Origin of the sequence: Halomonas urumqiensis (assembly GCF_003028575.1) — a bacterium.
Classification (GTDB): Bacteria; Pseudomonadota; Gammaproteobacteria; order Pseudomonadales; family Halomonadaceae; genus Halomonas; species Halomonas urumqiensis.
This window is the reverse complement of sequence record NZ_PYUD01000012.1, coordinates 19,179-39,669: the sequence shown is the minus strand read 5'-3', so window position 1 is coordinate 39,669 and position 20,491 is coordinate 19,179. Positions and strand designations below refer to the sequence as shown.

The following is a 20,491-nucleotide window of genomic DNA, read 5'->3' as shown; positions in this document are numbered from 1 at the left end:
TCTCGACATGCCTGTTTCGACCACAGCGCGAGGTACGCCGATATGGCGCCTGCGCACCACACGCGCCCAGTGGCTCGGCTACCTGGCCTGGCTTTTCGGCCTGTGCTTGTTCCTGCTGTGCTGGAAGGTGATTTCCGACAATACCATGTGGGTGTTCGTGGAAGACGCCGGCCGCCAGGGCAGCGACCTGATCCGTCGCATGATGCCCCCCGAATGGCAGTTCGCCCAACAGCTGTGGAAGCCGATGTGGGACACCCTGAACATTGCCACCCTTGGCACCCTGCTGGGCATCGCCATGGCCTTTCCAGTGGCCTTCCTGGCGGCCCGTAACACCACTCCCCACCCACTGATCAGAAGCCTGGCGATGGTGATCATCGTCGCCTCGCGTTCCATCAACTCGCTGATCTGGGCGATGCTGCTGGTGACCATTCTCGGCCCCGGGGTGCTCGCCGGCATCATCGCCATCGCCCTGCGCTCGATCGGCTTCGTCGGCAAGCTGCTGTACGAGGCCATCGAGGAGATCCACCCCACGCCGGTCGAAGCGATCAGTGCCACCGGTGCCAGCCGCCTGCAGGTGATGAACTATGGGGTGCTGCCCCAGGTGATGCCTGCCTTCGCCGGGATCAGCATCTACCGCTGGGACATCAACATTCGCGAATCCACGGTGCTCGGGCTGGTGGGGGCAGGCGGCATCGGCCTTCAATTGAATGCCTCGATCAATAGCCTGGCCTGGGACCAGGTGAGCGTCATTTTCGTGATGATCTTCGCCACGGTGCTGGTATCGGAGTGGATCTCGGCGCGGGTGCGCCACGCCGTCATCTGAATGCCGCGGTCTCGACCTCCTGGCTGGCGCGCCTGCAGTTGTGCAGGCAGATGATGGCAAGCGACGCGGCTACCGCCGGCAGCATGAAGCCCGCCGCGTAACTATCGGTCAGCCAGACCACTAGGCTGAAAAGCGCAGGACCAACCAGCACGCCCATATAAGTGAGCACCAGCACGGCGGCGGTGGCATCGCCCACGTCCCGTTGCAGGCTGCGCCGGGCCACTTCGCCCAGGTACACACCGTTCCAGCCAATCGCCGTGGTGCCGGCAATCACCAGCAGCACCACGGCAAGCCAGGTCGGCAAGGCGGCGCCGACAAGCGAGATGACAAGGAACACCACCGCCATGAGCGCTGACAGGCCATACAGCACGGGCAGGCTGCCCCCCAGGCGATCCGCCAGCAGCCCCCAGCCGATGCGACCGGAGACCCCGGCCACGTGCATCAACGAAATAATGATGCCCGCCGTCACCAGGGTGATCAGCAGTTCCTCGACCATGAAGGCCACCGCGAAGCTGATCAGCGACAGTTGAGCGGCGGACAGGCAGAACCCGGTGAACCCCAGCCAGCGCATCGACACACGACGCCTGAGCACCTCGAGACTGCCGAAGCCATGCATGCGGGCCGAGCTGTCGCGGTCGCTGTCCCAGCGGGACCGCCGCCATTGCAGCGCCAGCACCGTCGCCATGGTCGCGCCGCCCACCGCCATGAAAGCCGCCTGCCAATTCCAGGCGGCGGCCAGGGGAGGCGCCAGCAGGCCGGCAAGAATGCCACCCAGCGGCACCCCGGTCTGCTTGATCGAATAAACCAGATTGCGCCGGTCGGCGGGGGTGAAACGGCTCAACAACTGCGCCGCCGCCGGGTTGGTCAACCCATAGGCCACGCCCAGCAGCAGGGTGGTGGCGAGCAGTGCCACGGGCGAACCCATCAGCACCATGCCACAGCCCGCGAGCACCAGCAGCATGGCCAGCTGGCTGGTACGGCATCCGCCCAAGCGCCGCGCCACCACCGCCGACTGCAGCGAGGTCAGCATGGCCACCCCATACAGCAGGCTGATCTGCAAGCCGACGAGCCCGGTGGGTACCCCGAATGCCGCGGCCACCTGTGGCGCCAGGGTCGGCACCAGCAACATCGCCGCACTGCACAGCGCCTGTACCCAGGTGGTTGCCGCCAGCACGCGCAGTCCTTCTCCCCAATCCCGGGACGAATCTTTTGGCGAGTGGGATGCGTTGGGTGCATTGGCCATGGGCAGGGCACTCTTCAAGGAAACGAATACATACCAAGAAAACGAATACATACCAAGAAAACGAATACATAATGCAACGGTGCTAACCGTTAGCCTACACACAATTTGAATCATACCGCCAGTGCCATCGGGGAAGGCGTCGGGCAATCGCAGTTGGACGTGACGAGGGGCGCCGAGGACAGGTCGAAGAGGAGGTCTTTTGCCATGGATGGCAAAAGTAGCGCCCAGGGACGGGTTCACAGCGCCTCCTCGTAGACCTGTCCTCGGTTCAGCACCGAGTGAAATTACTAAAGCGCTCCCGGGCCCGTTCGGGAGCCCAGCGCCTTGGCCGGCCGACACGCAAACGTCATCCGAGTGTCAGCCCACGGTCATCGAATACCCCCACCATCGAAACATGACAGAACGGCGTCAGCGTCTACGCTAGTTGCATAGGCGCCGATAGAGTGCCAACAAGTACCCACCAGGGTGCCAGGAACGCCAGCCGCATCGGGAACGCCATGATCAGCAACGACCACCAACGCATTCGCCTAGAGGCGGTCAGCAAGCGCTGGGCCGACACCGCCGCGGTGGACGCGATCTCCTTCGACGTCATGCCAGGTCAGTTCGTGATCCTGCTTGGCCCCTCGGGCTGTGGAAAGTCCACCACGCTGCGCATGGTCGCGGGGCTCGAGCAGGCAAGCGCTGGGCGCATTCGTATCGGCGAGCGAGATGTCACCTTCCTGCCGCCCGGGGATCGTGGCATCAGCATGGTCTTCCAATCCTATGCGCTGTTTCCGCACTTGAGCGTGGCCGACAACATCGTGTTCGGTCTGCGCAGCCGCAAGGTGCCCAAGCCCGAGCGACGCCAGCGCCTCGAGCGCGTTGCCGAACTGGTCGATCTCGGCCCCTACCTGGAGCGCAAGCCCGCCCAGCTCTCAGGTGGCCAACGTCAACGCGTGGCGCTGGCCAGAGCGATCATTTCCGAGCATCCCATCTGTTTGATGGACGAACCGCTCTCCAACCTCGATGCCCGCTTGCGTGGTGAAATGCGCCGTGAAATCAAGGCGCTGCAGACACGCCTGGGCATGACGGTGATCTACGTCACCCATGACCAGGTCGAAGCGATGAGCATGGGCGACCGCGTCATCCTGATGCAGGATGGACGCATCGTGCAGGACGGCACGCCGGACGAACTCTACAACCGCCCAGCCAGCGCCTTCGCGGCGAGTTTCATCGGCAGCCCGGCGATGAACCTGCTGCCGCTGGTGGCCGGTGACCGGGGTGCGGTGATCGCAGGAGAAGCGAGTGTCAGCGTGGCGCCCGTGGACGCCGCGGGAGGCCAGTTGGGCCTGCGCCCCGAGGATATCGAGATATGTCGCGAGTCGGCACAAGGCGTGCCGGCCAAGGTGCTGGACAGCGAATACCTGGGAGCCGACACCATCCTGCGGCTCGCCGTGGGTGAGCAGACCCTGCGCGCGCGCCTGCCCGGCAAGCAACCGCTCGAGCAAGGCCAACCCTGCCGCCTTGCCTGGGCACCGGCAGCGGCCCACCTGTTCGGCGCGGATGGTCATCGCCGCGATGACCTTACGCCCCATGCGATTTCCGCGGCCGAAGGCCGCTCCCATGGCGAAGGCGATGCCACTGCGTTGCCTCCGCAATCTGCCAATCCCCCTGGCAATGCCCAAGGCATCCATCCGTGAACTCAGGAGTCATCCCCATGCGTGCGCGTCTCTCCTTCCCGCTGACGGCGCTGGCCGCCGGCCTGCTCTCCGCTGGCCAGGCCTCGGCCCAGGACCCGGTCGAACTGACCATGTATTACCCGATCGCCGTGGGCGGCGCACTGACCGATGTCATCGACGGCCTGGTCGATGAGTTCGAGGCCGAACACCCCGATATCGATGTCGAAGCCATCTACGCCGGCAACTACGACGACACCCGGGTACGCGCCATGTCAGCCATCGAGGCTGGCGACCCCCCGCAGCTCTCGGTGCTGTTCTCCATCGATCTCTACGAACTGCTCGAGCAGGACGCCATCATCGCCTTCGATGAGGTGATAGAGACCGACGAGCAACGCGAATGGCTCGACAGCTTCTATCCGGGCCTGATGGAGAATGGCCAGGTCGACGGCCAGACCTATGGCATCCCCTTCCAGCGCTCGACAATCGTGCTCTACTGGAACAAGGACGCCTTCGAAGCTGCAGGGCTCGACCCGGAGACTCCCCCGGAGACCTGGGACGAGATGGCCGAGATGGCAAGCGCCGTGCACGAAGCCTCCGACGGCGAGCAGTGGGGCGTGATGGTGCCTTCCACCGGCTACCCCTACTGGATGTTCCAGGCCTTCGCTTTCCAGAATGGCCACCGGCTGATGAGCGACGACGGTACCGAGGTCTATTTCGACGACCCCGCCGCCATCGAGGCCCTGGAATACTGGGTGTCGCTAGCCGACGAGCATGACGCCATGCCCGATGGCGCCATCGAATGGGGCACTCTGCGCCAGAATTTCCTCGAGCAGTCCACCGCGATGATATGGCACAGCACCGGCAACCTCACCGCGGTCCGCAATGATGCCGAGTTCGACTTCGGTGTGGCCATGTTGCCGATGAAGACCCAGCGCGGCAGCCCCACCGGGGGTGGCAACTTCTACCTGTTCAAGGATTCAAGCGAAGCCGAGCAGCAGGCCGCCATGACCTTCATCCAATGGATGACCGACCCCGAGCGCGCCGCCGCCTGGTCCATCGAGACCGGCTACATGGGCGTCAGCCCCGCTGCCTATGACACCGAGGCACTGCGCGACTATGTCGAGAGCTTCCCGCCGGCGGCGGTGGCCCGCGACCAGCTCGAGCATGGCACCGCCGAACTCTCCACCTACCAGGGAGGGCGCATTCGTCGCGCGCTGGACAACGCTGTGCAGGCGGCGCTGACCGGGCAGATGTCAGCGGCCGAGGCGCTGGCCCAGGCCCAGGCCGAAGCCGATGCAGCGCTGCGCCGCTACGCGCGTTGACGTTGACGCCGCACTTCGGTGCATACGCACAAGAGGGACGCAGGGGCAAGGACTATGCTGATCCACAACGCCGACCGTCGCATGCAGATCTACGGTGCGCTGTTGCTGCTGCCGGCGGCGGTGCTGCTGGCCACCTTCGCCTATCTGCCGACCATTGCCACCCTCATCAACAGCCTGTTCCTGCCGGGCTTTCGAGGTGAGCCGCCCTCATTCGCCGGGCTCGAGAACTATCAGTTGCTGATCGAGGATCAGACGTTCTGGCGGGTCGCCCGCAACAACCTGATCTATGCGCTCGGCACCATTCCCACGTCGATCGCCCTGGCGCTTGGCATGGCGCTATTCGTCAATGCCAGGCTGCCGGGGCGTGGCTTCGTGCGCATGGCCTATTTCACCCCGACCATCCTGCCGATGATCGCCGCGGCGAACATCTGGATGTTCTTCTATGCACCGCAAATCGGCCTGTTCAACTCACTGCTGGGTGCGCTGGGATTCTCCGGCGTCAACTGGCTAGGCGATCCCAGTGTCGCGCTTGGCTCGGTGATCGTGATGACGGTATGGAAGGAAGCCGGCTTCTTCATGATCTTCTACCTGGCCGCCTTGCAGGGCATGGCACCGGAGCTCAAGGAAGCCGCCGACCTCGAAGGGACCAGCCGCTGGAGTTTCTTCTGGCGCGTGACCTTCCCACTGCTGATGCCGACCACACTGTTCGTGCTGATCAATGCACTGATCAACGCCGTGCGTGTGGTGGACCACCTGTTCATCCTCACCAAGGGCGGCCCCAACAACGCCACCAACCTGCTGCTCTACTACGTCTACGAGAACGCCTTCTCGTTCTTCGACCGCACCTACGCCGCCACCATCACCGTGGTGATCCTGCTGGTACTGGCGGTGGTGGCCACGGTCAAGTTCGCCATTCTCGACCGCAGGACGCACTATCAATGAGCCAGACCACTCTCAACGCGTCCGCCAGGCGCACGGCCCTGCGCCTTCCCGGCCTCGAAACCACCGCCGCGTGGCTGCTGGCGATCATCTGGATCTTCCCGTTGCTGTATGCACTATGGGCGGCCTTCCATCCGCCGGAGTTCATGGTGCGCTTCGAGCTGTTGGCACCGCTGACCCTGGACAACTTCGCCAACGCCTGGGAGCAGGCGCCCTTCGCACGCTACTACCTCAACACCTTCCTGCTGGTCACCGGCGTGGTGCTGGCACAGTTCGTGGTGTGTACCCTGGCCGGCTTCGCCTTCGCGCGCTTCCCGATCCCCGGCAAGGACATCCTGTTCATGCTGGTGCTGATCCAACTGTTCGTGTTCCCCGAAGTGCTGATCGTCGAGAACTACCAGATCGCAAGCTCCCTGGGGCTGGTCAACACCATCACCGGCATCGGCCTGCCTTACGTGGCCAGTGCCTTCGGCATCTTCCTGCTGCGCCAGACTTTCAAGACCATTCCCCGTGAACTGGAAGACGCCGCGCGCATCGAGGGCTGCGGCTGGATGGCCATTCTGATGAAGGTCTACGTGCCGCTGGCACGGCCGACCTACCTGGCCTATGGGCTGGTCTCGATCAGTCACCACTGGAACAACTTCCTGTGGCCGCTGGTGGTGACCAATTCGGTGGAAAGCCGCCCGCTCACCGTCGGCCTGGGCGTTTTCTCGGCGCCGGAAACCGGGGTCAACTGGGCCACCGTCAGTGCCGCCACCCTGCTCAGCATCGCCCCGCTGCTGATTGCCTTCCTGCTCTTCCAACGCCAGTTCGTGCAGTCATTCCTGCGTTCGGGTATCCGCTAGACAGCTCCCGCACCAGTCCCTTTTTGCCCCCTACAGTGGCAAGAACAGGTCGGGTGCGCGTCTTGCCGAAAAGTGGACCTATTTAGTACACTATGGGTCACTTCAGGCCCACCGATTCAGTGGAGTCGCCCCCCGATGTCAACCTCAGCACACGACAGGAATCGTGACACGCGGCGTGTCACCATCCTGGCCATATGGATCGATGCCCTGGTGGGCATCGCCAAGCTGATCACCGGCATGTTGGTGGGCTCGGCGGCGTTGATCGCCGACGGCATACACTCCTTCTCGGATCTGGTGACCGACGGCTTCGTGCTGGCCGCTACCCACTACGGCAGCCAGGACCCCGACTACGACCACCCCTACGGTCACGGCCGCATCGAAACGCTTGCTACGCTGTTTCTCGGCAGCGTGCTGATCTTCGTGGCGGGTGCCATCGCCTGGTCGAGCCTTGAGCGACTGATCTCTGGCGCAGAGATACCGCCGCCCGGCATCTGGGCCATGGTGGTGGCGCTGGTGACGCTGCTCATCAAGGAGTGGCTTTTCCAGATCACCATGCGTGTGGCGCGGCGCACCGGCTCCAAGCTATTGCAGGCCAACGCCTGGCATTCGCGCTCCGACGTGCTCTCCACCGGCGTGGTGATGGTCGGCCTGGTCGGCACCCAGTTCGGCCATGGCTGGCTGGATACTCTGGCGGCGGTGATCGTCGGCCTGCTGGTCGGCAAGATCGGCTGGGACCTGCTGTGGGAATCGGGCCGCGAACTGGTCGACACCGCCCTGCCGCTGAAGGACCAGCACGGCATGCGCCAGGTGGCACTTGACGTACCGGGCGTGGCCGGCGTGCACGACCTGCGCACCCGCCAATCGGCCGGTCGCACCATGCTCGACCTGCACGTGGTGGTATCGCCGCGCATCAGCGTCTCGGAAGGCCACGAGATCGGCAATGAAGTGAGTCGACGGCTGCGCATCGCCTACCCGGAACTGACCGACCTGACCTTCCACGTCGACCCCGAAGACGATGCCGGCGAAGGCGACCCCAGCCGCTTCCCCGGGCTTCCGCTGCGCCCCGAGGTGGAGTTCGCCCTCGGCGAGCGCTGGTCCGGGCTCAGCCAGTGGCCATGGATACGCGATGTCGAGCTCCATTATCTCGACGGCCGGGTGATCGTGGTCGCCTGCCTCGACGAGGACGCCCCGCTGGACAGCCACCACACGTGCCAGCAACTGGAAAAGCACGCCCGCGACCTGGAGTGGTTCTCCCACGTCGAAATCCGCCGGCTGGCCTGTGCCCAAAGCGCTGTCAACGTCCCTTCTCCACACCCCTCCACGCACTCCTGACGCGTTACTGCCGTCCATTCCAGCGGCATGTGGGGCCAACTCCCCGCGTGCCCGCTTGGTCGTCTCACAACGCATTGCTTCACTCCGCTCTTCACTCCGGGTTTCGCCACGTTTGACGACCAACTATGCCTTTTCAATCAGATGGCCAGGAGTGTGCATCATCCGCAATGACATGCGCCTGGCACAGCATAGCCACGCCTTTCTTTTCATAAGCGCTTCATGATCCATTCATCCCGCTGACATACATGTGACTTAGGGTCGACATGTCATTCAGGCCATCGCGATCCGGTCGCGTCATATCCCAGGGAGAGCATCATGTCGCACATCACAATGAAGGCGCTGGTTAGCGGTATCGCCGCCGCCAGCCTGTCATTTTCTGCCCAGGCCGCCACTGAGGTGCAATGGTGGCACGCCATGGGCGGAGAGCTGGGCGAAATCCTCGTCGGCATCACCGAGGACTTCAATGCCTCCCAGGACGACTACCGGGTCATCCCCAGCTATCGTGGCAACTATTCCGAAACCATGACCGGTGCCATCGCCGCGTTTCGTGCCGGGGAGCAGCCGCACATCCTGCAGGTCTACGAGGTCGGTACCGGCACCATGATGGCCGCCGAAGGGGCGGTATATCCGACCTTCGAACTGATGGAGGACCACGGCCGCGCGTTCGAACGCGAGGACTTCCTGCCCGCCGTGGTCGGTTACTACACCGACACCCGCGGCAACATGCTGTCGTTCCCCTTCAACTCCTCCACACCGATTCTCTACGCCAACCTCGAGATATTGGAGGCGGCCGGGCTAGAGCCGCGAGCCCCGGAAACCTGGGAAGAAATGGAGGCCGCTTCCCGTCAGATCATCGAGTCAGAAGCGGCGGAATGCGGGTTCACCACCTCCTGGCCGAGCTGGGTGATGCTCGAGAACTTCTCGGCGATGCATGACTCACCGCTTGGTACCCTGGAGAATGGCTTCGCCGGCCTGGGTACCGAGCTTGCGTTCGACAACGAGCTGGTGGCCAGCCACTGGGACAACCTCAAGACCTGGCAGGACGAAGACGTGTTCCGCTGGGGGGGACCGGGGCCAGGCGATGATGCGGCACCGATGTTCTACGCCGGCGACTGCGCCATGTTCTTCGGTTCCTCCGCCGCGCGCGCCGGGGTACTCGGCAATGCCGATTTCGAGGTCGGCTATGGCATGCTGCCCTATTACGCCGACCAAGACGACGCACCGCAGAACTCGATCATCGGTGGCGCCACCCTGTGGACCCTGCAGGGCCACAGCGACGACGAGTACGAAGCCGTCGCCGCCTTCTTCGAGTACCTCTCGCTTCCCGAGGTACAGGCCGCGTGGCACCAGCAGACCGGCTATCTGCCGATCACCCAGGCCGCCTGGGACCTGAGCGCCGAGCAGGGCTACTACGAGGAAAACCCGGGCACCGACATATCGCTTCGGCAAATGACCCTCAATACCCCCACTGAAAATTCCAAGGGGCTGCGTTTCGGCAACTTCGTGCAGATCCGCGACATCATCTCCGAGGAGATGGAAGCGGTGATGACCGGTGACAAGAGCGGCAGCGAAGCAACCGCCGATGCCGTCGAGCGCGGCAACGCGCTGCTGCGCGACTTCGAGTCCGCCAACGACTGAGGCTTTGCCACGCGCCTGACGCCAGCCACCCCCGGGTGGCTGGCGTCACTTCTCCATTGTTGGTTCCCCCCTGCCGCCGAGACGTCCATGCAGACCAAACGCATGACTTTTCCGGGCCGCTGGCTACCCTACGCCCTGCTCGGCCCACAAGTTATCGTCACTCTGATCTTCTTCATCTGGCCAGCCGGCCAGGCGCTCTACCAGTCGCTGCTGCGCGAGGATGCCTTCGGGCTGAGCAGCAACTTCGTGGGACTCGCGAACTTCACCCGGCTGTTCAGCGATGGCAGCTACCTCAACTCGCTCTCCGTCACCGCCGTATTCGCCATCGGCACCACCCTGCTGTCGATGTCCGCCGCGTTGCTGCTGGCCGTCACCGTCAACCGCATGCTGCGCTCACGCAACGCTTACACCACCCTGCTGGTGTGGCCCTACGCCATTGCTCCGGCCATTGCCGGGGTGCTGTGGTGGTTCATCTTCAACCCGGCGATCGGCATCGTGCCCTATGCACTGGAGATGGTCGGTTATCGCTGGAACCATCGCACGTCTGGTGGCGACGCCATGCTGCTGGTGGTGATCGCCGCTGCCTGGAAACAGATCGCCTACAACTTCCTGTTCTTCCTGGCCGGGCTGCAATCGATACCGCAGTCACTGATCGAGGCCGCCGCCATCGATGGTGCCAGCCCTACGAAACGCTTCTGGACCATCGTTTTCCCGCTGCTCACACCCACGACGTTCTTCCTGATGGTCGTCAACATCGTCTATGCGATGTTCGACACCTTCGGTGTGATTCACGCCACCACCCAGGGTGGCCCGGCCCAGGCCACCAACACGCTGGTCTACAAGGTCTATGCCGACGGCTTCGTGGGCCTGAACCTCGGGGCCTCCGCCGCCCAGTCGGTGATCCTGATGGTCATCGTGGTGGTACTCACCTTCGTTCAGTTCCGATTCATCGAGCGGCGCGTCAACTACTGAGGATATCGAGATGGTCGAAAACCGTCCCCTGGGCAATCTGGCGGCCCACCTGATCCTGATCAGTGGCGTGGCTCTGGTGCTGTTTCCGGTGTATATCGCCATCATCGCCTCGACCCATGGCCCGGGAGAGTTCATGCGTGGCGTGCTGCCGCTCACGCCCGGCGACCAGGCCGTGGAGAACTACCGGCTGATGTGGGAAGCCGGCCTGGCCAAGGCGGGCTCGCCGCCGGCCTGGCGAATGCTCTGGAACAGCCTGGTGATGGCACTTGCCATCACCATCGGCAAGCTGTTCATTTCGTTGCTTTCGGCATTTGCCATCGTCTACTTCCGCTTCCCGTTCCGGCTGTTCTTCTTCTGGCTGATCTTCATAACGCTGATGCTGCCGGTGGAAGTGCGCATTATCCCCACCTTCCAGGTGGTCGCCGATCTCGGCATGCTCAACAGTTTCGCCGGCCTGTCCATTCCGCTGATCGCCTCGGCCACGGCCACCTTCCTGTTCCGCCAGTTCTTCATGACGATTCCCGAAGAGATGCTGGAAGCGGCACGCATCGATGGAGCGGGGCCTCTCAAGTTCTTTCGCGACATTCTACTGCCGCTCTCGGTAACCAATATCGCCGCGCTGTTCGTGATCATGTTCATCTACGGCTGGAACCAGTATCTGTGGCCGCTGTTGATCACCACCGACCCCGACTACACCACCATCGTCATGGGCATTCAGCGCATGACCAGCACCAGCGGCGACGAGACACCGGACTGGAACCTGGTGATGGCCGCCGTGGTAATGGCAGCGCTGCCGCCGGTGCTGGTGATCCTGTTCATGCAGCGGCTGTTCGTGAAGGGCCTGACCGAGACGGAGAAATAGCATGGCGCGCATCAAGCTTGATGGCCTGAAAAAGACCTACCCGGGCAACGTACAGGCGGTGAAGGGCATCGACCTGGATGTCGCCGATGGCGAGTTCGTCGTGCTGGTGGGCCCTTCCGGTTGTGGAAAATCGACCCTGCTGCGCATGGTGGCAGGGCTCGAGACCATCAGTGAGGGCACGCTGCATATCGGCGAGCGGGTCGTGAACACCCTGGAACCCGCCGAACGCGACATCGCCATGGTGTTCCAGAACTACGCGCTCTATCCGCATATGACGGTCTACAACAATCTGGCCTACGGCTTGAAGAATCGAGGCTTCAAGGCCGACGAGATCGAACGCCGGGTCGGTGAAGCTGCTGGGATGCTGGAGATCGAGGCGTTCCTGACCCGCAAACCACGCCAGCTTTCAGGCGGCCAACGCCAGCGCGTGGCCATGGGCCGCGCGCTGGTACGCGAACCCGCCGCCTTCCTGTTCGATGAGCCGCTCTCCAACCTCGACGCCAAGCTACGCGTGCAGATGCGGGTAGAGATAAAGCAGCTTCAGCGACGCCTGAAGACCACCAGCCTCTACGTCACCCACGATCAGCTCGAGGCCATGACGCTAGGCGACCGCCTGGTGGTGCTCAATGACGGGTTGATCGAACAGGTCGGTACGCCGATGGAGATCTATTCACGTCCCGCATCGACGTTCGTTGCCACCTTCATCGGATCACCGGCCATGAACCTGATGCCGCGTGCCTACCTGGAGGCACGCGATGACGGCCACTCGTTCAGTGGCGTACTCGACGACCTGCCGCCAGGCACCGATATCGTCGGCATGCGCCCCGACGACATGCTGCTGCACGCCCCCGATGAGCCACACCTGGTGGTGGAAGCGACACTTGAACTGTTCGAGGCCGCCGGAGCCGAGAGCCACCTCTACGTGCGCATGGAGGGCAGCGACCAGCCGACGGTAATCCGTACCTCGGGCCAGCCGCCTGTGGATGAAGGTGACGTCCTTCGCTTTCATGTGCCTCGCACGGCGTTGCATCCCTTCAACGAAGCGAGTGGCAAACGCATGCAGTAGCAGGCCGCCGGCTCCCGCTGGCATCGTCAACCAGGGACCCACCATTTCCCGCCGCTTGAACGCGATGACGTGCCGGCCGGCAGATGACGTCTTGAAACTGACACCTGTTCGTCACCTTGCTGACACCTGCCACGGCTAGCGTCGAGGCAAACGACGAACTGCAGGTGATGCGCGATGAGCAAGGGTGCCCGGCGCCAGCGTGAACCGCTGAGCGACGACGAGATCGAGTTCCTGACCCGGTTGGCCAATGGCAATGCGTTGGCAAGACAGCGCAGACGGGATCGTGAGCGGGCGACTCGGCAGCCGCCACCCGACCCATCATGATCAAGGCAACCGTCAGGGGGTGGCGACATGAATATCGTGATGATCTCGGACGTGTTCTTCCCACGCATCAACGGCGTGTCGACCTCCATCGCAAGCTTCAGGGAAGCGCTTCATCGCCTGGGGCATACGGTGACACTGGTCTGCCCGGACTACCCGGTCGGCCAGGTCGACGAACCCGATATCCTGAGGATTCCCTCGCGTGGCGTGTGGGGCGACCCCGAGGATCGCATGATGCGATTCCGGGAGGTGCTGGCCCTGGCACCGGCGCTTGCGGCCGAGGGGTTCGACCTGATTCATGTGCACACGCCTTTCGTGGCCCATTACGCGGGCATCACGTTGGGGAAGCGGCTTGGCGTTCCGGTGGTGGCGACCTACCACACCCTGTTCGAGGAGTACCTGCACCATTACGTGCGCTGGCTACCACGCCGCTGGCTGCGCTGGTTCGCCCGGCGCGTTTCCGTGCGCCAATGCGGCCAGATCGCGGCACTGGTGGCACCCTCCCGGGCCATGCAAGAGGCCCTGACACGTTATGGGGTCACGACGCCTGTGTCGGTGATCGGCACCGGAATTGCCCTGGAGCGTTTTCGCCATCCTCAGGACGACAGCGATTTCCGTTCTCGCTACGGGCTGCCCACCAATGCCCGGCTGCTGCTGTTCGTCGGCCGCACCGCCCATGAAAAGAACATCGGGTTCTTGATCGACCTGCTGCCGAGGGTATTGGCCCGCCACCCCACCACACGGCTGATCATCACCGGCGAAGGGCCCGCTCAGGCTGACCTGGCGCGCCGCGCGCGTGGCGCCGATGTGGAACACGCGGTGCTGTTCCTTGGCTACCTGGGACGTGATGGCCCGCTGCAGGCAGCCTACCGGGCCGCCGATGCGTTCGTGTTCGCCTCGCGAACCGAGACCCAGGGGCTGGTGCTGCTGGAGGCACTGGCACTAGGCACGCCGGTGGTCGCAACGGCGGTGATGGGCACCCGAGATGTGCTGGTGGACGGCCAAGGCTGCCTGATCGCCGAGGACGCGCCGGATGCCTTCGCCGACACCGTCATCCGCCTACTCGATGACCCCTCGTTGCGCACTGTGCTCGCCGAACGCGCCACACGTTACGCGGAAGGGTGGCATGAGGATCACAAGGCGGCCGACCTGCTTTCGCTCTACCGCGAGGTGACGCGGCTCGCTCATCACACAGCGACGCTTGCTTCCCGTGGTTGAGCGACACTCTGATAGGCTTGGCGGATCGATGTCGGCAAGCCCAGGAGAAGACGATGATCCACGACGACGAACGGCAGTACCTCGAGCGCTGTGTCGCGCTGGCCCAGGAAGCACTGGAAGCCGGCGACGAACCGTTCGGTTCGCTGCTGGTGGATGAACATGGCCGGATATTGGCAGAGGATCGCAATCGTATTGCCGGAGGCGATGCCACCCGGCACCCCGAGTTTGCCCTGGCACGCTGGGCGGCAACGCATCTAACACCCGCACAGCGCACGCGCTGTACCGTCTACACCTCTGGCGAACACTGCCCGATGTGTGCAGCCGCCCATGGCTGGGTCGGACTCGGACGGATCGTCTATGTCAGCTCATCGGCACAACTGGGTGAGTGGTTGGCGGAACTGGATATCGCACCACCACCGGTTGCCACCCTACCGATCCAGCAGGTCGTGCCGGGGCTTGAGGTGGATGGCCCGGTACCCGGGCTCGACGCAGAGGTGAAAGCCCTGCACCTGAGGCTGCATGGAGGCTGATCCAGGCGAGACGCAAATGGCAACGCAAGCGGCCATTGCCGCCGACAGCCGAATACTCCTGCGGCGCGATGGGTGGCACATTAGGCTTCGTCTGAAAAGTCGGCGAGCGAAGGTCAGACAAGGCAAAAATTGGCGAAAAGACGGAGTTTACGGGGTGTAAATGAGTACTTTGAGTCAATTTTTAACGCCGTATGGCCTAGCGCAGCCAGTTTTCGGACAAAGCCTAGGGCTTAACTGACTGGAGGCAACCATGCGCATCGCCACCCTCGGCCCCGCCGGCAGCAACCACGTGCTGGTGCTTGACCGCTATATCGCCACCCGTGAGCTGAGCTCGGCGACACCTCGGTTGTTTGCGAGCTTCGATGAGGCCTTCCCGGCACTGCTGGCCGGTGACGTCGATTACCTGCTCCAGTGCTCGGCGCACCCGAGCCATGGCGAATGGGTCAGTCGCACCATGCACCGCGCCTTTCCCGTCGATGCCTTCATCGCCCCCAGCAAGCCACTGGCGATTCTCGCCCGCACGGAGATCGCGAGCCCCAGGCGCCTGGGGCTGCAACCGGCCACCCGACACTATGCCGATCTCTCCGCCTACCCTGAACTGATCGAAGAGCCCACCACCGTCAGCGTGGCCGAAGGGCTGCTCAGCGGGCGGTTGGAGGCCGGGATATGCGCAAGGGAGGCGCTCGACCAGCACCCCGAATGCCTGCGCCTGGTGCAGGACCTGGGCCCGGCGCTGGATACCTGGGTGCTGTTCGGTCGCGAGAAGCTGCCAGGCGACCTGGTGCTGTGCGCACCGGCTCCCCGCTGATATCACCGGTTCCACTTCACCTAGAAGGCGAAGATCACCAGTCCCCCCGCCACCACCAGCAAGGCGCGCAACCACCAGGCACGCCGCGCAATCACCCCGAACGAGATGGCGGTCAGCCCCACGGCGATCTTCACGGTATCGAACGCCGCCGCCAACGGATCGAAGGCCAGGCGGATGATGTCGGGGTTGGCGATCATCGCCAGCGGGATGATATACAGCCCGATGCCCAACGCCATCGCCTTGAGTGCCACCTTCAACCAGTTCTCGCCGACCATGCCGGCGGCGATGAATACCCCGCCGCAGACCGGTGGGGTGATGGTCGACAGCAGCGCGAACCAGAACACGAACAGGTGCGCCATCAGGGGCTCGAGGCCCAGGGAGATCAGCGCGGGCCCGGCCACCGAGACGCAGATCACGTAGGCGGCCGTGGTGGGCACTTCCATGCCGAGAATCAGGCAGGCAAGCGCGGTGAGCAGCAGCGCCGGCCACAGCATCTCGCCGGAAAGCGACAGAATACCGGAGGTGATCTTCACCCCTAACCCGGTCATCGACAGCACGCCAATCACCAGCGACGCACAGATGATGATCGAGCCGATCACGGCCACCTGGCGCCCGGCGGTCATCGCCGCATCGGCCATCCGCCGGAAAAAGCCGCCCAGCGAGAAGTGCAGCCGAACATCGAACAGCAGCAGGGCGGCGCCGGCGAATATCGCGATGCTGGCGGCATATTGCGGTGTCACTCCGCCATTGAAGATGCGTTCGAGCAGAATCACGAAGGGCACGGCGAAGAACAGCGACGTGACCAGCACCTCCCGCGGAGTGGGCCGATCGCTCTCGGGCATCGGCTTCAGGTCATGACGCGTGGCATAGGCGTTGATGCCCACCCACACGGTGGCGAAATAGAGCAGTGCCGGCAGCATCGCCGCGGCCATGATCTCGGTGTAAGGGGTGCCGGTCAGTTCGACCATCACGAAGGCACCGGCGCCCATCAGCGGTGGCATGATCTGCCCGCCCGACGAGGCCACCGCCTCGACCGCGCCCGCCAGGGAGCGGGGATAGCCCAACCGCACCATGGAAGGGATGGTGATGGCACCGGTGGAAGCCACATTGGCCGAGGCCGAACCGGAGATCGAGCCCATCAGCGCCGAGGAGATCACCGATACCTTGGCGCCACCACCGGTCAGCCGACCCGCCATGGCACTGGCCAGGTTCATGAAACCCTGCCCGGCCTCTCCGGCATTGAGCACCGCCCCGAAGATCACGAAGATCGCCACCACGCCCACGCTGACCCCCGTCAGCGATCCCCACAGCCCGCCTTCAGCAATCGTCAGGGTGCCGACCAGGCTCTGCATGGGCAGCCCGGGGTGACCAAAGGCACCGGGAATATGCTGGCCCAAGACGCCGTAGGCCAGCGCCCCCAGCGCCACCAGCGGCAATGGCCAGCCGATCGCGCGGCGTGCCGCTTCCAGTGCCAGGCCGATCAGGAAGATGCCGATGGCCATCTGCAGATGGGTATCGATGAAGCCGTACTGGTTGGCGAGTGCCCGTTCGTTGAGCGCGATGTAGGCGCAGGCGGCAATGCCGAACACCGTCAGCACCCAGCCACTGGCACGCTGCCAGGGCGTGGTCGCCATGAAGATCAACACCCACGGCAGCGCTAGCGCCATGTGCATGGGCCGGCTGACCAGTGCCGGCGTCAGCCCATAGAAGATCAACCCGAGGTGAAAGAGGATGGTGGCGGCACCCAGGGCGACCCATCCGGGCGCGAAACGAGCGGAGTCACCGCTTGCCGAGGCGGTGAGCGATGAGAGGGAGTTGGGCATGTCGGTCGGTCATCAGAGGAAAGGGGTGCCGCCACGGCGAGTCGCCGTGGCGGTGCGGAGCGGTTCGTTCAGCGCAACTCGTCGGGGATCTCGATCCCGGCCTCGTCGTAGTAGCGCAGTGCGCCGGGATGCAGGGAGCCGGCGATGTTGCCGATCATGTCGTGGTTGATGCTGCCCCACCACGGAGACTCCTCGGCCATGGCCTCGCGGCGCTCCCAGAAGGTCTTGGTCAGCGTATAGGCCGTCTCGTCATCCATGGCCGAGGTGGTGTAGGCAATCACGGGGAGCGAGGTGGTCTCCACGTCCTGCTCGACGCCCGAGTAGGTACCGGCGGGAATGGTCTGGCGCGCGGCACCGGTCTGCTCGATCTCGTCATCGGTCAGCGACACCAGGCTGATCGGCATGCTGGCGGCGGTTTCGATCACATTCGGCGTGGGGTAGGAGCTCGCCGTGACGAAGGCATCGACCTGGCCATTCTTGAGGGCGTCGGGGCCACTGCCGATCGAGGCATCGGCGACCTCCACCTTGTCGAGCAGGTCGAACATTTCCAGATAGCGCTCGGCTTCGCGGGCGCCGAACGAGCCACGCCCGATGAGGATGTGCTTGTCGGCGAGATCCTGCATGGCGATCACGCCCTCATCCCCTTCGGCCACGAAGTGCATGGTGATGGCGGGAATCGGAAACAGCCCGCGAATCTCCTCGAAGCGCGGACTCTGGCGCTCGGCGAACGGGCCTTCCCCGGCATGGGCCAGATCGATCAGCCCCGGCGGCGTGGTGAAGACATAGTTGCCCTGCCTTGCCATCACTTCCATGACGTTCTGGACCGATCCCTGACTCTCCTCCAGGGTCAGGATGATGGCATCGTCGGTGCCCTGACGAATCGCCTCTGACAGCTCGACGCCCATCTGATAGTAGGCGGTGCCGGCGGAAGCGGATTTGTAAGTGACACGGGTCTCGGCCTGGGCCTGCAAGGCGGTACCGGCCAGCAGGACTGCGGTGGCCGATGCCAGCAGCGTGCGTGAGAAATGGCGCATGAAAATCTCCCTTGTGGCGCATCCGGCGCTGGTGCGCCTGACTTCGTTATTGGCTATGACGAGTGCCCGGCATCATCGGACACCTCGGTAATAGACCATCTAGTCAAGGCCGACACAAGCGGCGCCCGGGCAATCCTAGGGCAATCGCAGTTGCACATAACGAGGGACGCCGGGGACAGGTCGAAGAGGAGGTCTTTTGCCATGGATGGCAAAAGTAGCGCCCAGGGAGGGGTTTACAGCGCCTCCTCGCAGGCCTGTCGACGGTTCAGCACCGAGTGAAATTGCTAACTTCAATAGCCCTGCCGGCAATCCCGCCGCAACGAACGAGCCTCCGGGGGAGCTCCGCCCGGTCATGCATCGTGCGGCGGGATGACAAGCGCGCCTCCGGCGGCGACAATGTCCGCCCTTCTGGATAGGCCGAGAGGCATGTCGGATTCACTGCGCATTCTCCATCGCGATGACCACCTGGTCGCCGTGCACAAGCCGGCGGGCCTGCTGGTGCATCGCACCGCCCTGGCGCGGGGTGAGCACCAGTTCCTGCTGCAGCGACTGCGCGATCAGTTGGGCCAGCGTGTCTACCCCGTTCACCGCCTCGACCGCCCCACCTCCGGGGTGATGGTGTTCGCGTTGAACTCGGCGGTCGCGGCCAAGCTGACCGACACCTTCACCCAGCGCCGCGTCACGAAGCGTTACCTGGCGGTGGTGCGTGGCGTGGGCCCCGAGGGCGAACGGCTCGACACCCCGCTGCGCGAAGAGGATGGCAGCCGCCACAAGGCCGAGATGCCGGCCATGGAGGCCATCACCGACGTGTCACGGCTGGACAGCGTGGAGCTGCCCGTGCAGGTGGATCGCTATCCACGCAGCCGCTATTCGCTGATGGAGGCGCGGCCCCTGACCGGGCGCCGTCACCAGATCCGCCGCCACCTGGCCAGCCGCGGCTACCCGATCATCGGCGATGCCAAGCACGGCAAGGGCAACCACAACCGCTTCTTCGCCGAACGCCTCGAGGCACCCAGGTTGTTGCTGGCGGCGGTGTCACTGGCCTTCGACCACCCGATGGAGGAAAGCAGGCTCGAGCTCGACTGCGCGCTGGACACCACCATGACAGCGCTATTCAACCGCTTCGGCTGGGCCGGACATCTGCCGGTCGACTCGGCAAGGTCAATGGAGCTCGCACGATCATGACAGATACCCGCTACCCACCAACTCAGGACGACCACGCGTTGCGCTTCGGTGGCATTCGCCGGCTGTATGGCGCGCGTGCCTTCGAGCACTTCCGCCACGCCCATGTGGTCGTGGTTGGCGTCGGAGGAGTGGGCAGCTGGACGGTCGAAGCGCTGGCACGCTCCGGCATCGGCAAGCTCACCCTGATCGACCTGGACGATGTCTGCGTGTCCAACGTCAACCGGCAGTTGCATGCCCTGGACGGCACCGTGGGACGACCCAAGGTGGAGGTACTGGCCGAGCGCTGCCGGGCAATCCAGCCGGGCATCGAGGTGATCGCGGATACCGCCTTCGTCACCCCGACCAACCTTGCCCAGCGCATTCCCGAGGATGCCGACCACCTGGTCGACGCCATCGACAGCGTGGTGGCCAAGGCCGCGCTGATCCACTGGTGCAAGCGCCGCAAGCTGCCGATCACCGTGACCGGGGCCGCCGGCGGCCAGACCGACCCCACGCGCATCAAGGTTGCGGATCTATCGCGCACCGAACACGACCCGCTGCTGGCCAAGGTTCGCTCGCGGCTGCGGCGTGATTTCGGCTTCTCGCGCAACCCCAAGCGGCGCTTCTCGGTGGAGTGCGTGTACTCGGACGAGCAACTGGTCTATCCCGGCAGTGACAGCGAGGTGTGCTTTCAGAAACCGGGACAGGGCGAACCGACACGCCTGGACTGCGCCTCTGGCTTTGGCGCGGCGACCTTCGTCACCGGCAGCTTCGGCTTCGTCGCGGCCGCAAGGGTGATGGCCCGGTTGGCCAGGCAAGCTGCCAAATCATCTCCGGGCAACGCCTGACACGGCTCACGATTCACCTCTCACGACTCACCCTGTCCCCCAAGG

At 64.1% G+C, this 20,491-nt stretch carries 19 protein-coding genes; 16 read left to right on the top strand and 3 right to left on the bottom strand.

The features are described 5' to 3' along the window. Nucleotides 1–7: 7 nt before the first annotated feature. Nucleotides 8–823, top strand: a complete 816-nt coding sequence (gene phnE / locus C6V82_RS17495) for a phosphonate ABC transporter, permease protein PhnE (protein ID WP_102588928.1) — start codon at nt 8–10, stop codon at nt 821–823. Here phnE and C6V82_RS17490 read toward each other — a convergent pair. Then, entirely contained in the window at nt 816–2,066 is a 1,251-nt protein-coding gene (locus tag C6V82_RS17490; RefSeq protein WP_180978317.1) for an MFS transporter, read from the bottom strand. The two genes, phnE and C6V82_RS17490, sit on opposite strands and share 8 nt — an antisense overlap. Before the next feature lie 497 nt (nt 2,067–2,563). Between C6V82_RS17490 and C6V82_RS17485 the strand changes: the two genes are divergently transcribed. From C6V82_RS17485 to C6V82_RS17430, 13 genes are all read left to right on the top strand, one after another. Beyond that, nucleotides 2,564–3,745: an ABC transporter ATP-binding protein gene (locus C6V82_RS17485; protein ID WP_102588926.1), complete on the top strand. Its 1,182-nt coding sequence runs from the start codon at nt 2,564–2,566 to the stop codon at nt 3,743–3,745. Nucleotides 3,746–3,762: 17 nt separating this feature from the next. Then, on the top strand, nt 3,763–5,046 hold the full coding sequence (locus tag C6V82_RS17480) for an ABC transporter substrate-binding protein (protein WP_102588925.1): 1,284 nt from the start codon (nt 3,763–3,765) through the stop codon (nt 5,044–5,046). A 54-nt stretch (nt 5,047–5,100) separates the two neighbouring features. Beyond that, nucleotides 5,101–5,988, top strand: coding sequence for a carbohydrate ABC transporter permease (locus tag C6V82_RS17475; RefSeq protein ID WP_102588924.1), 888 nt, complete (start codon nt 5,101–5,103; stop codon nt 5,986–5,988). Further along, the gene (locus tag C6V82_RS17470; protein ID WP_102588923.1) at nt 5,985–6,830 is read left to right on the top strand and encodes a carbohydrate ABC transporter permease; all 846 of its coding nucleotides are present in this window, start codon (nt 5,985–5,987) and stop codon (nt 6,828–6,830) included. Before C6V82_RS17475 ends, C6V82_RS17470 begins: the two co-directional genes overlap by 4 nt. Before the next feature lie 135 nt (nt 6,831–6,965). After that, nucleotides 6,966–8,162 carry a cation diffusion facilitator family transporter gene (locus C6V82_RS17465; RefSeq protein ID WP_102588922.1) on the top strand — a complete coding sequence of 399 codons (1,197 nt, stop codon included), beginning with the start codon at nt 6,966–6,968 and terminating at the stop codon, nt 8,160–8,162. Between the two features lie 315 nt (nt 8,163–8,477). Continuing rightward, entirely contained in the window at nt 8,478–9,800 is a 1,323-nt protein-coding gene (ugpB, locus tag C6V82_RS17460; RefSeq protein WP_102588921.1) for a sn-glycerol-3-phosphate ABC transporter substrate-binding protein UgpB, read from the top strand. A gap of 87 nt (nt 9,801–9,887) precedes the next feature. Next, complete coding sequence (gene ugpA, locus C6V82_RS17455; RefSeq protein ID WP_102588920.1) at nt 9,888–10,772, top strand: sn-glycerol-3-phosphate ABC transporter permease UgpA; 885 nt, start codon at nt 9,888–9,890, stop codon at nt 10,770–10,772. 10 nt (nt 10,773–10,782) lie between these two features. Continuing rightward, a complete protein-coding gene (gene ugpE, locus C6V82_RS17450; RefSeq protein ID WP_102588919.1) occupies nt 10,783–11,634 on the top strand; it encodes a sn-glycerol-3-phosphate ABC transporter permease UgpE in 852 nt (283 codons plus the stop codon). Between the two features lies 1 nt (nt 11,635). Continuing rightward, the gene (locus tag C6V82_RS17445; protein WP_102588918.1) at nt 11,636–12,700 is read left to right on the top strand and encodes a sn-glycerol-3-phosphate import ATP-binding protein UgpC; all 1,065 of its coding nucleotides are present in this window, start codon (nt 11,636–11,638) and stop codon (nt 12,698–12,700) included. 174 nt (nt 12,701–12,874) lie between these two features. After that, complete coding sequence (locus C6V82_RS18330) at nt 12,875–13,024, top strand: hypothetical protein (RefSeq protein ID WP_229843252.1); 150 nt, start codon at nt 12,875–12,877, stop codon at nt 13,022–13,024. Nucleotides 13,025–13,051: 27 nt separating this feature from the next. Next, nucleotides 13,052–14,239: a glycosyltransferase gene (locus C6V82_RS17440; RefSeq protein ID WP_229843251.1), complete on the top strand. Its 1,188-nt coding sequence runs from the start codon at nt 13,052–13,054 to the stop codon at nt 14,237–14,239. 53 nt (nt 14,240–14,292) lie between these two features. After that, entirely contained in the window at nt 14,293–14,769 is a 477-nt protein-coding gene (locus tag C6V82_RS17435; RefSeq protein WP_102588917.1) for a nucleoside deaminase, read from the top strand. Between the two features lie 250 nt (nt 14,770–15,019). Then, nucleotides 15,020–15,577, top strand: coding sequence for a hypothetical protein (locus C6V82_RS17430; RefSeq protein WP_102588916.1), 558 nt, complete (start codon nt 15,020–15,022; stop codon nt 15,575–15,577). Nucleotides 15,578–15,597: 20 nt separating this feature from the next. Here the strand turns inward: C6V82_RS17430 and C6V82_RS17425 are convergent, their stop codons facing one another. Together C6V82_RS17425 and C6V82_RS17420 are read right to left on the bottom strand one after the other, a co-directional pair. Beyond that, nucleotides 15,598–17,400: a TRAP transporter permease gene (locus C6V82_RS17425; protein ID WP_102588915.1), complete on the bottom strand. Its 1,803-nt coding sequence runs from the start codon at nt 17,398–17,400 to the stop codon at nt 15,598–15,600. Nucleotides 17,401–17,468: 68 nt separating this feature from the next. Beyond that, a complete protein-coding gene (locus C6V82_RS17420) occupies nt 17,469–18,434 on the bottom strand; it encodes a TAXI family TRAP transporter solute-binding subunit (protein ID WP_102588914.1) in 966 nt (321 codons plus the stop codon). A 426-nt stretch (nt 18,435–18,860) separates the two neighbouring features. On the opposite strand from C6V82_RS17420, the gene C6V82_RS17415 reads away from it, so the two are divergent. Then, nucleotides 18,861–19,619, top strand: coding sequence for a pseudouridine synthase (locus C6V82_RS17415; RefSeq protein WP_102588913.1), 759 nt, complete (start codon nt 18,861–18,863; stop codon nt 19,617–19,619). Then, nucleotides 19,616–20,446, top strand: coding sequence for a tRNA cyclic N6-threonylcarbamoyladenosine(37) synthase TcdA (tcdA, locus tag C6V82_RS17410; RefSeq protein ID WP_102588912.1), 831 nt, complete (start codon nt 19,616–19,618; stop codon nt 20,444–20,446). The genes C6V82_RS17415 and tcdA overlap by 4 nt, the downstream gene beginning before the upstream one ends. Nucleotides 20,447–20,491 lie beyond the last annotated feature (45 nt).

What these genes read in the sequence shown, in the direction of transcription:
- phnE (WP_102588928.1), top strand. Translation starts at nt 8, where the DNA reads ATGCCTGTTTCGACCACAGCGCGAGGTACGCCGATATGGCGCCTGCGC.
- C6V82_RS17490 (WP_180978317.1), bottom strand. Translation starts at nt 2,066, where the DNA reads ATGGCCAATGCACCCAACGCATCCCACTCGCCAAAAGATTCGTCCCGG.
- C6V82_RS17485 (WP_102588926.1), top strand. Translation starts at nt 2,564, where the DNA reads ATGATCAGCAACGACCACCAACGCATTCGCCTAGAGGCGGTCAGCAAG.
- C6V82_RS17480 (WP_102588925.1), top strand. Translation starts at nt 3,763, where the DNA reads ATGCGTGCGCGTCTCTCCTTCCCGCTGACGGCGCTGGCCGCCGGCCTG.
- C6V82_RS17475 (WP_102588924.1), top strand. Translation starts at nt 5,101, where the DNA reads ATGCTGATCCACAACGCCGACCGTCGCATGCAGATCTACGGTGCGCTG.
- C6V82_RS17470 (WP_102588923.1), top strand. Translation starts at nt 5,985, where the DNA reads ATGAGCCAGACCACTCTCAACGCGTCCGCCAGGCGCACGGCCCTGCGC.
- C6V82_RS17465 (WP_102588922.1), top strand. Translation starts at nt 6,966, where the DNA reads ATGTCAACCTCAGCACACGACAGGAATCGTGACACGCGGCGTGTCACC.
- ugpB (WP_102588921.1), top strand. Translation starts at nt 8,478, where the DNA reads ATGTCGCACATCACAATGAAGGCGCTGGTTAGCGGTATCGCCGCCGCC.
- ugpA (WP_102588920.1), top strand. Translation starts at nt 9,888, where the DNA reads ATGCAGACCAAACGCATGACTTTTCCGGGCCGCTGGCTACCCTACGCC.
- ugpE (WP_102588919.1), top strand. Translation starts at nt 10,783, where the DNA reads ATGGTCGAAAACCGTCCCCTGGGCAATCTGGCGGCCCACCTGATCCTG.
- C6V82_RS17445 (WP_102588918.1), top strand. Translation starts at nt 11,636, where the DNA reads ATGGCGCGCATCAAGCTTGATGGCCTGAAAAAGACCTACCCGGGCAAC.
- C6V82_RS18330 (WP_229843252.1), top strand. Translation starts at nt 12,875, where the DNA reads ATGAGCAAGGGTGCCCGGCGCCAGCGTGAACCGCTGAGCGACGACGAG.
- C6V82_RS17440 (WP_229843251.1), top strand. Translation starts at nt 13,052, where the DNA reads ATGAATATCGTGATGATCTCGGACGTGTTCTTCCCACGCATCAACGGC.
- C6V82_RS17435 (WP_102588917.1), top strand. Translation starts at nt 14,293, where the DNA reads ATGATCCACGACGACGAACGGCAGTACCTCGAGCGCTGTGTCGCGCTG.
- C6V82_RS17430 (WP_102588916.1), top strand. Translation starts at nt 15,020, where the DNA reads ATGCGCATCGCCACCCTCGGCCCCGCCGGCAGCAACCACGTGCTGGTG.
- C6V82_RS17425 (WP_102588915.1), bottom strand. Translation starts at nt 17,400, where the DNA reads ATGCCCAACTCCCTCTCATCGCTCACCGCCTCGGCAAGCGGTGACTCC.
- C6V82_RS17420 (WP_102588914.1), bottom strand. Translation starts at nt 18,434, where the DNA reads ATGCGCCATTTCTCACGCACGCTGCTGGCATCGGCCACCGCAGTCCTG.
- C6V82_RS17415 (WP_102588913.1), top strand. Translation starts at nt 18,861, where the DNA reads ATGTCGGATTCACTGCGCATTCTCCATCGCGATGACCACCTGGTCGCC.
- tcdA (WP_102588912.1), top strand. Translation starts at nt 19,616, where the DNA reads ATGACAGATACCCGCTACCCACCAACTCAGGACGACCACGCGTTGCGC.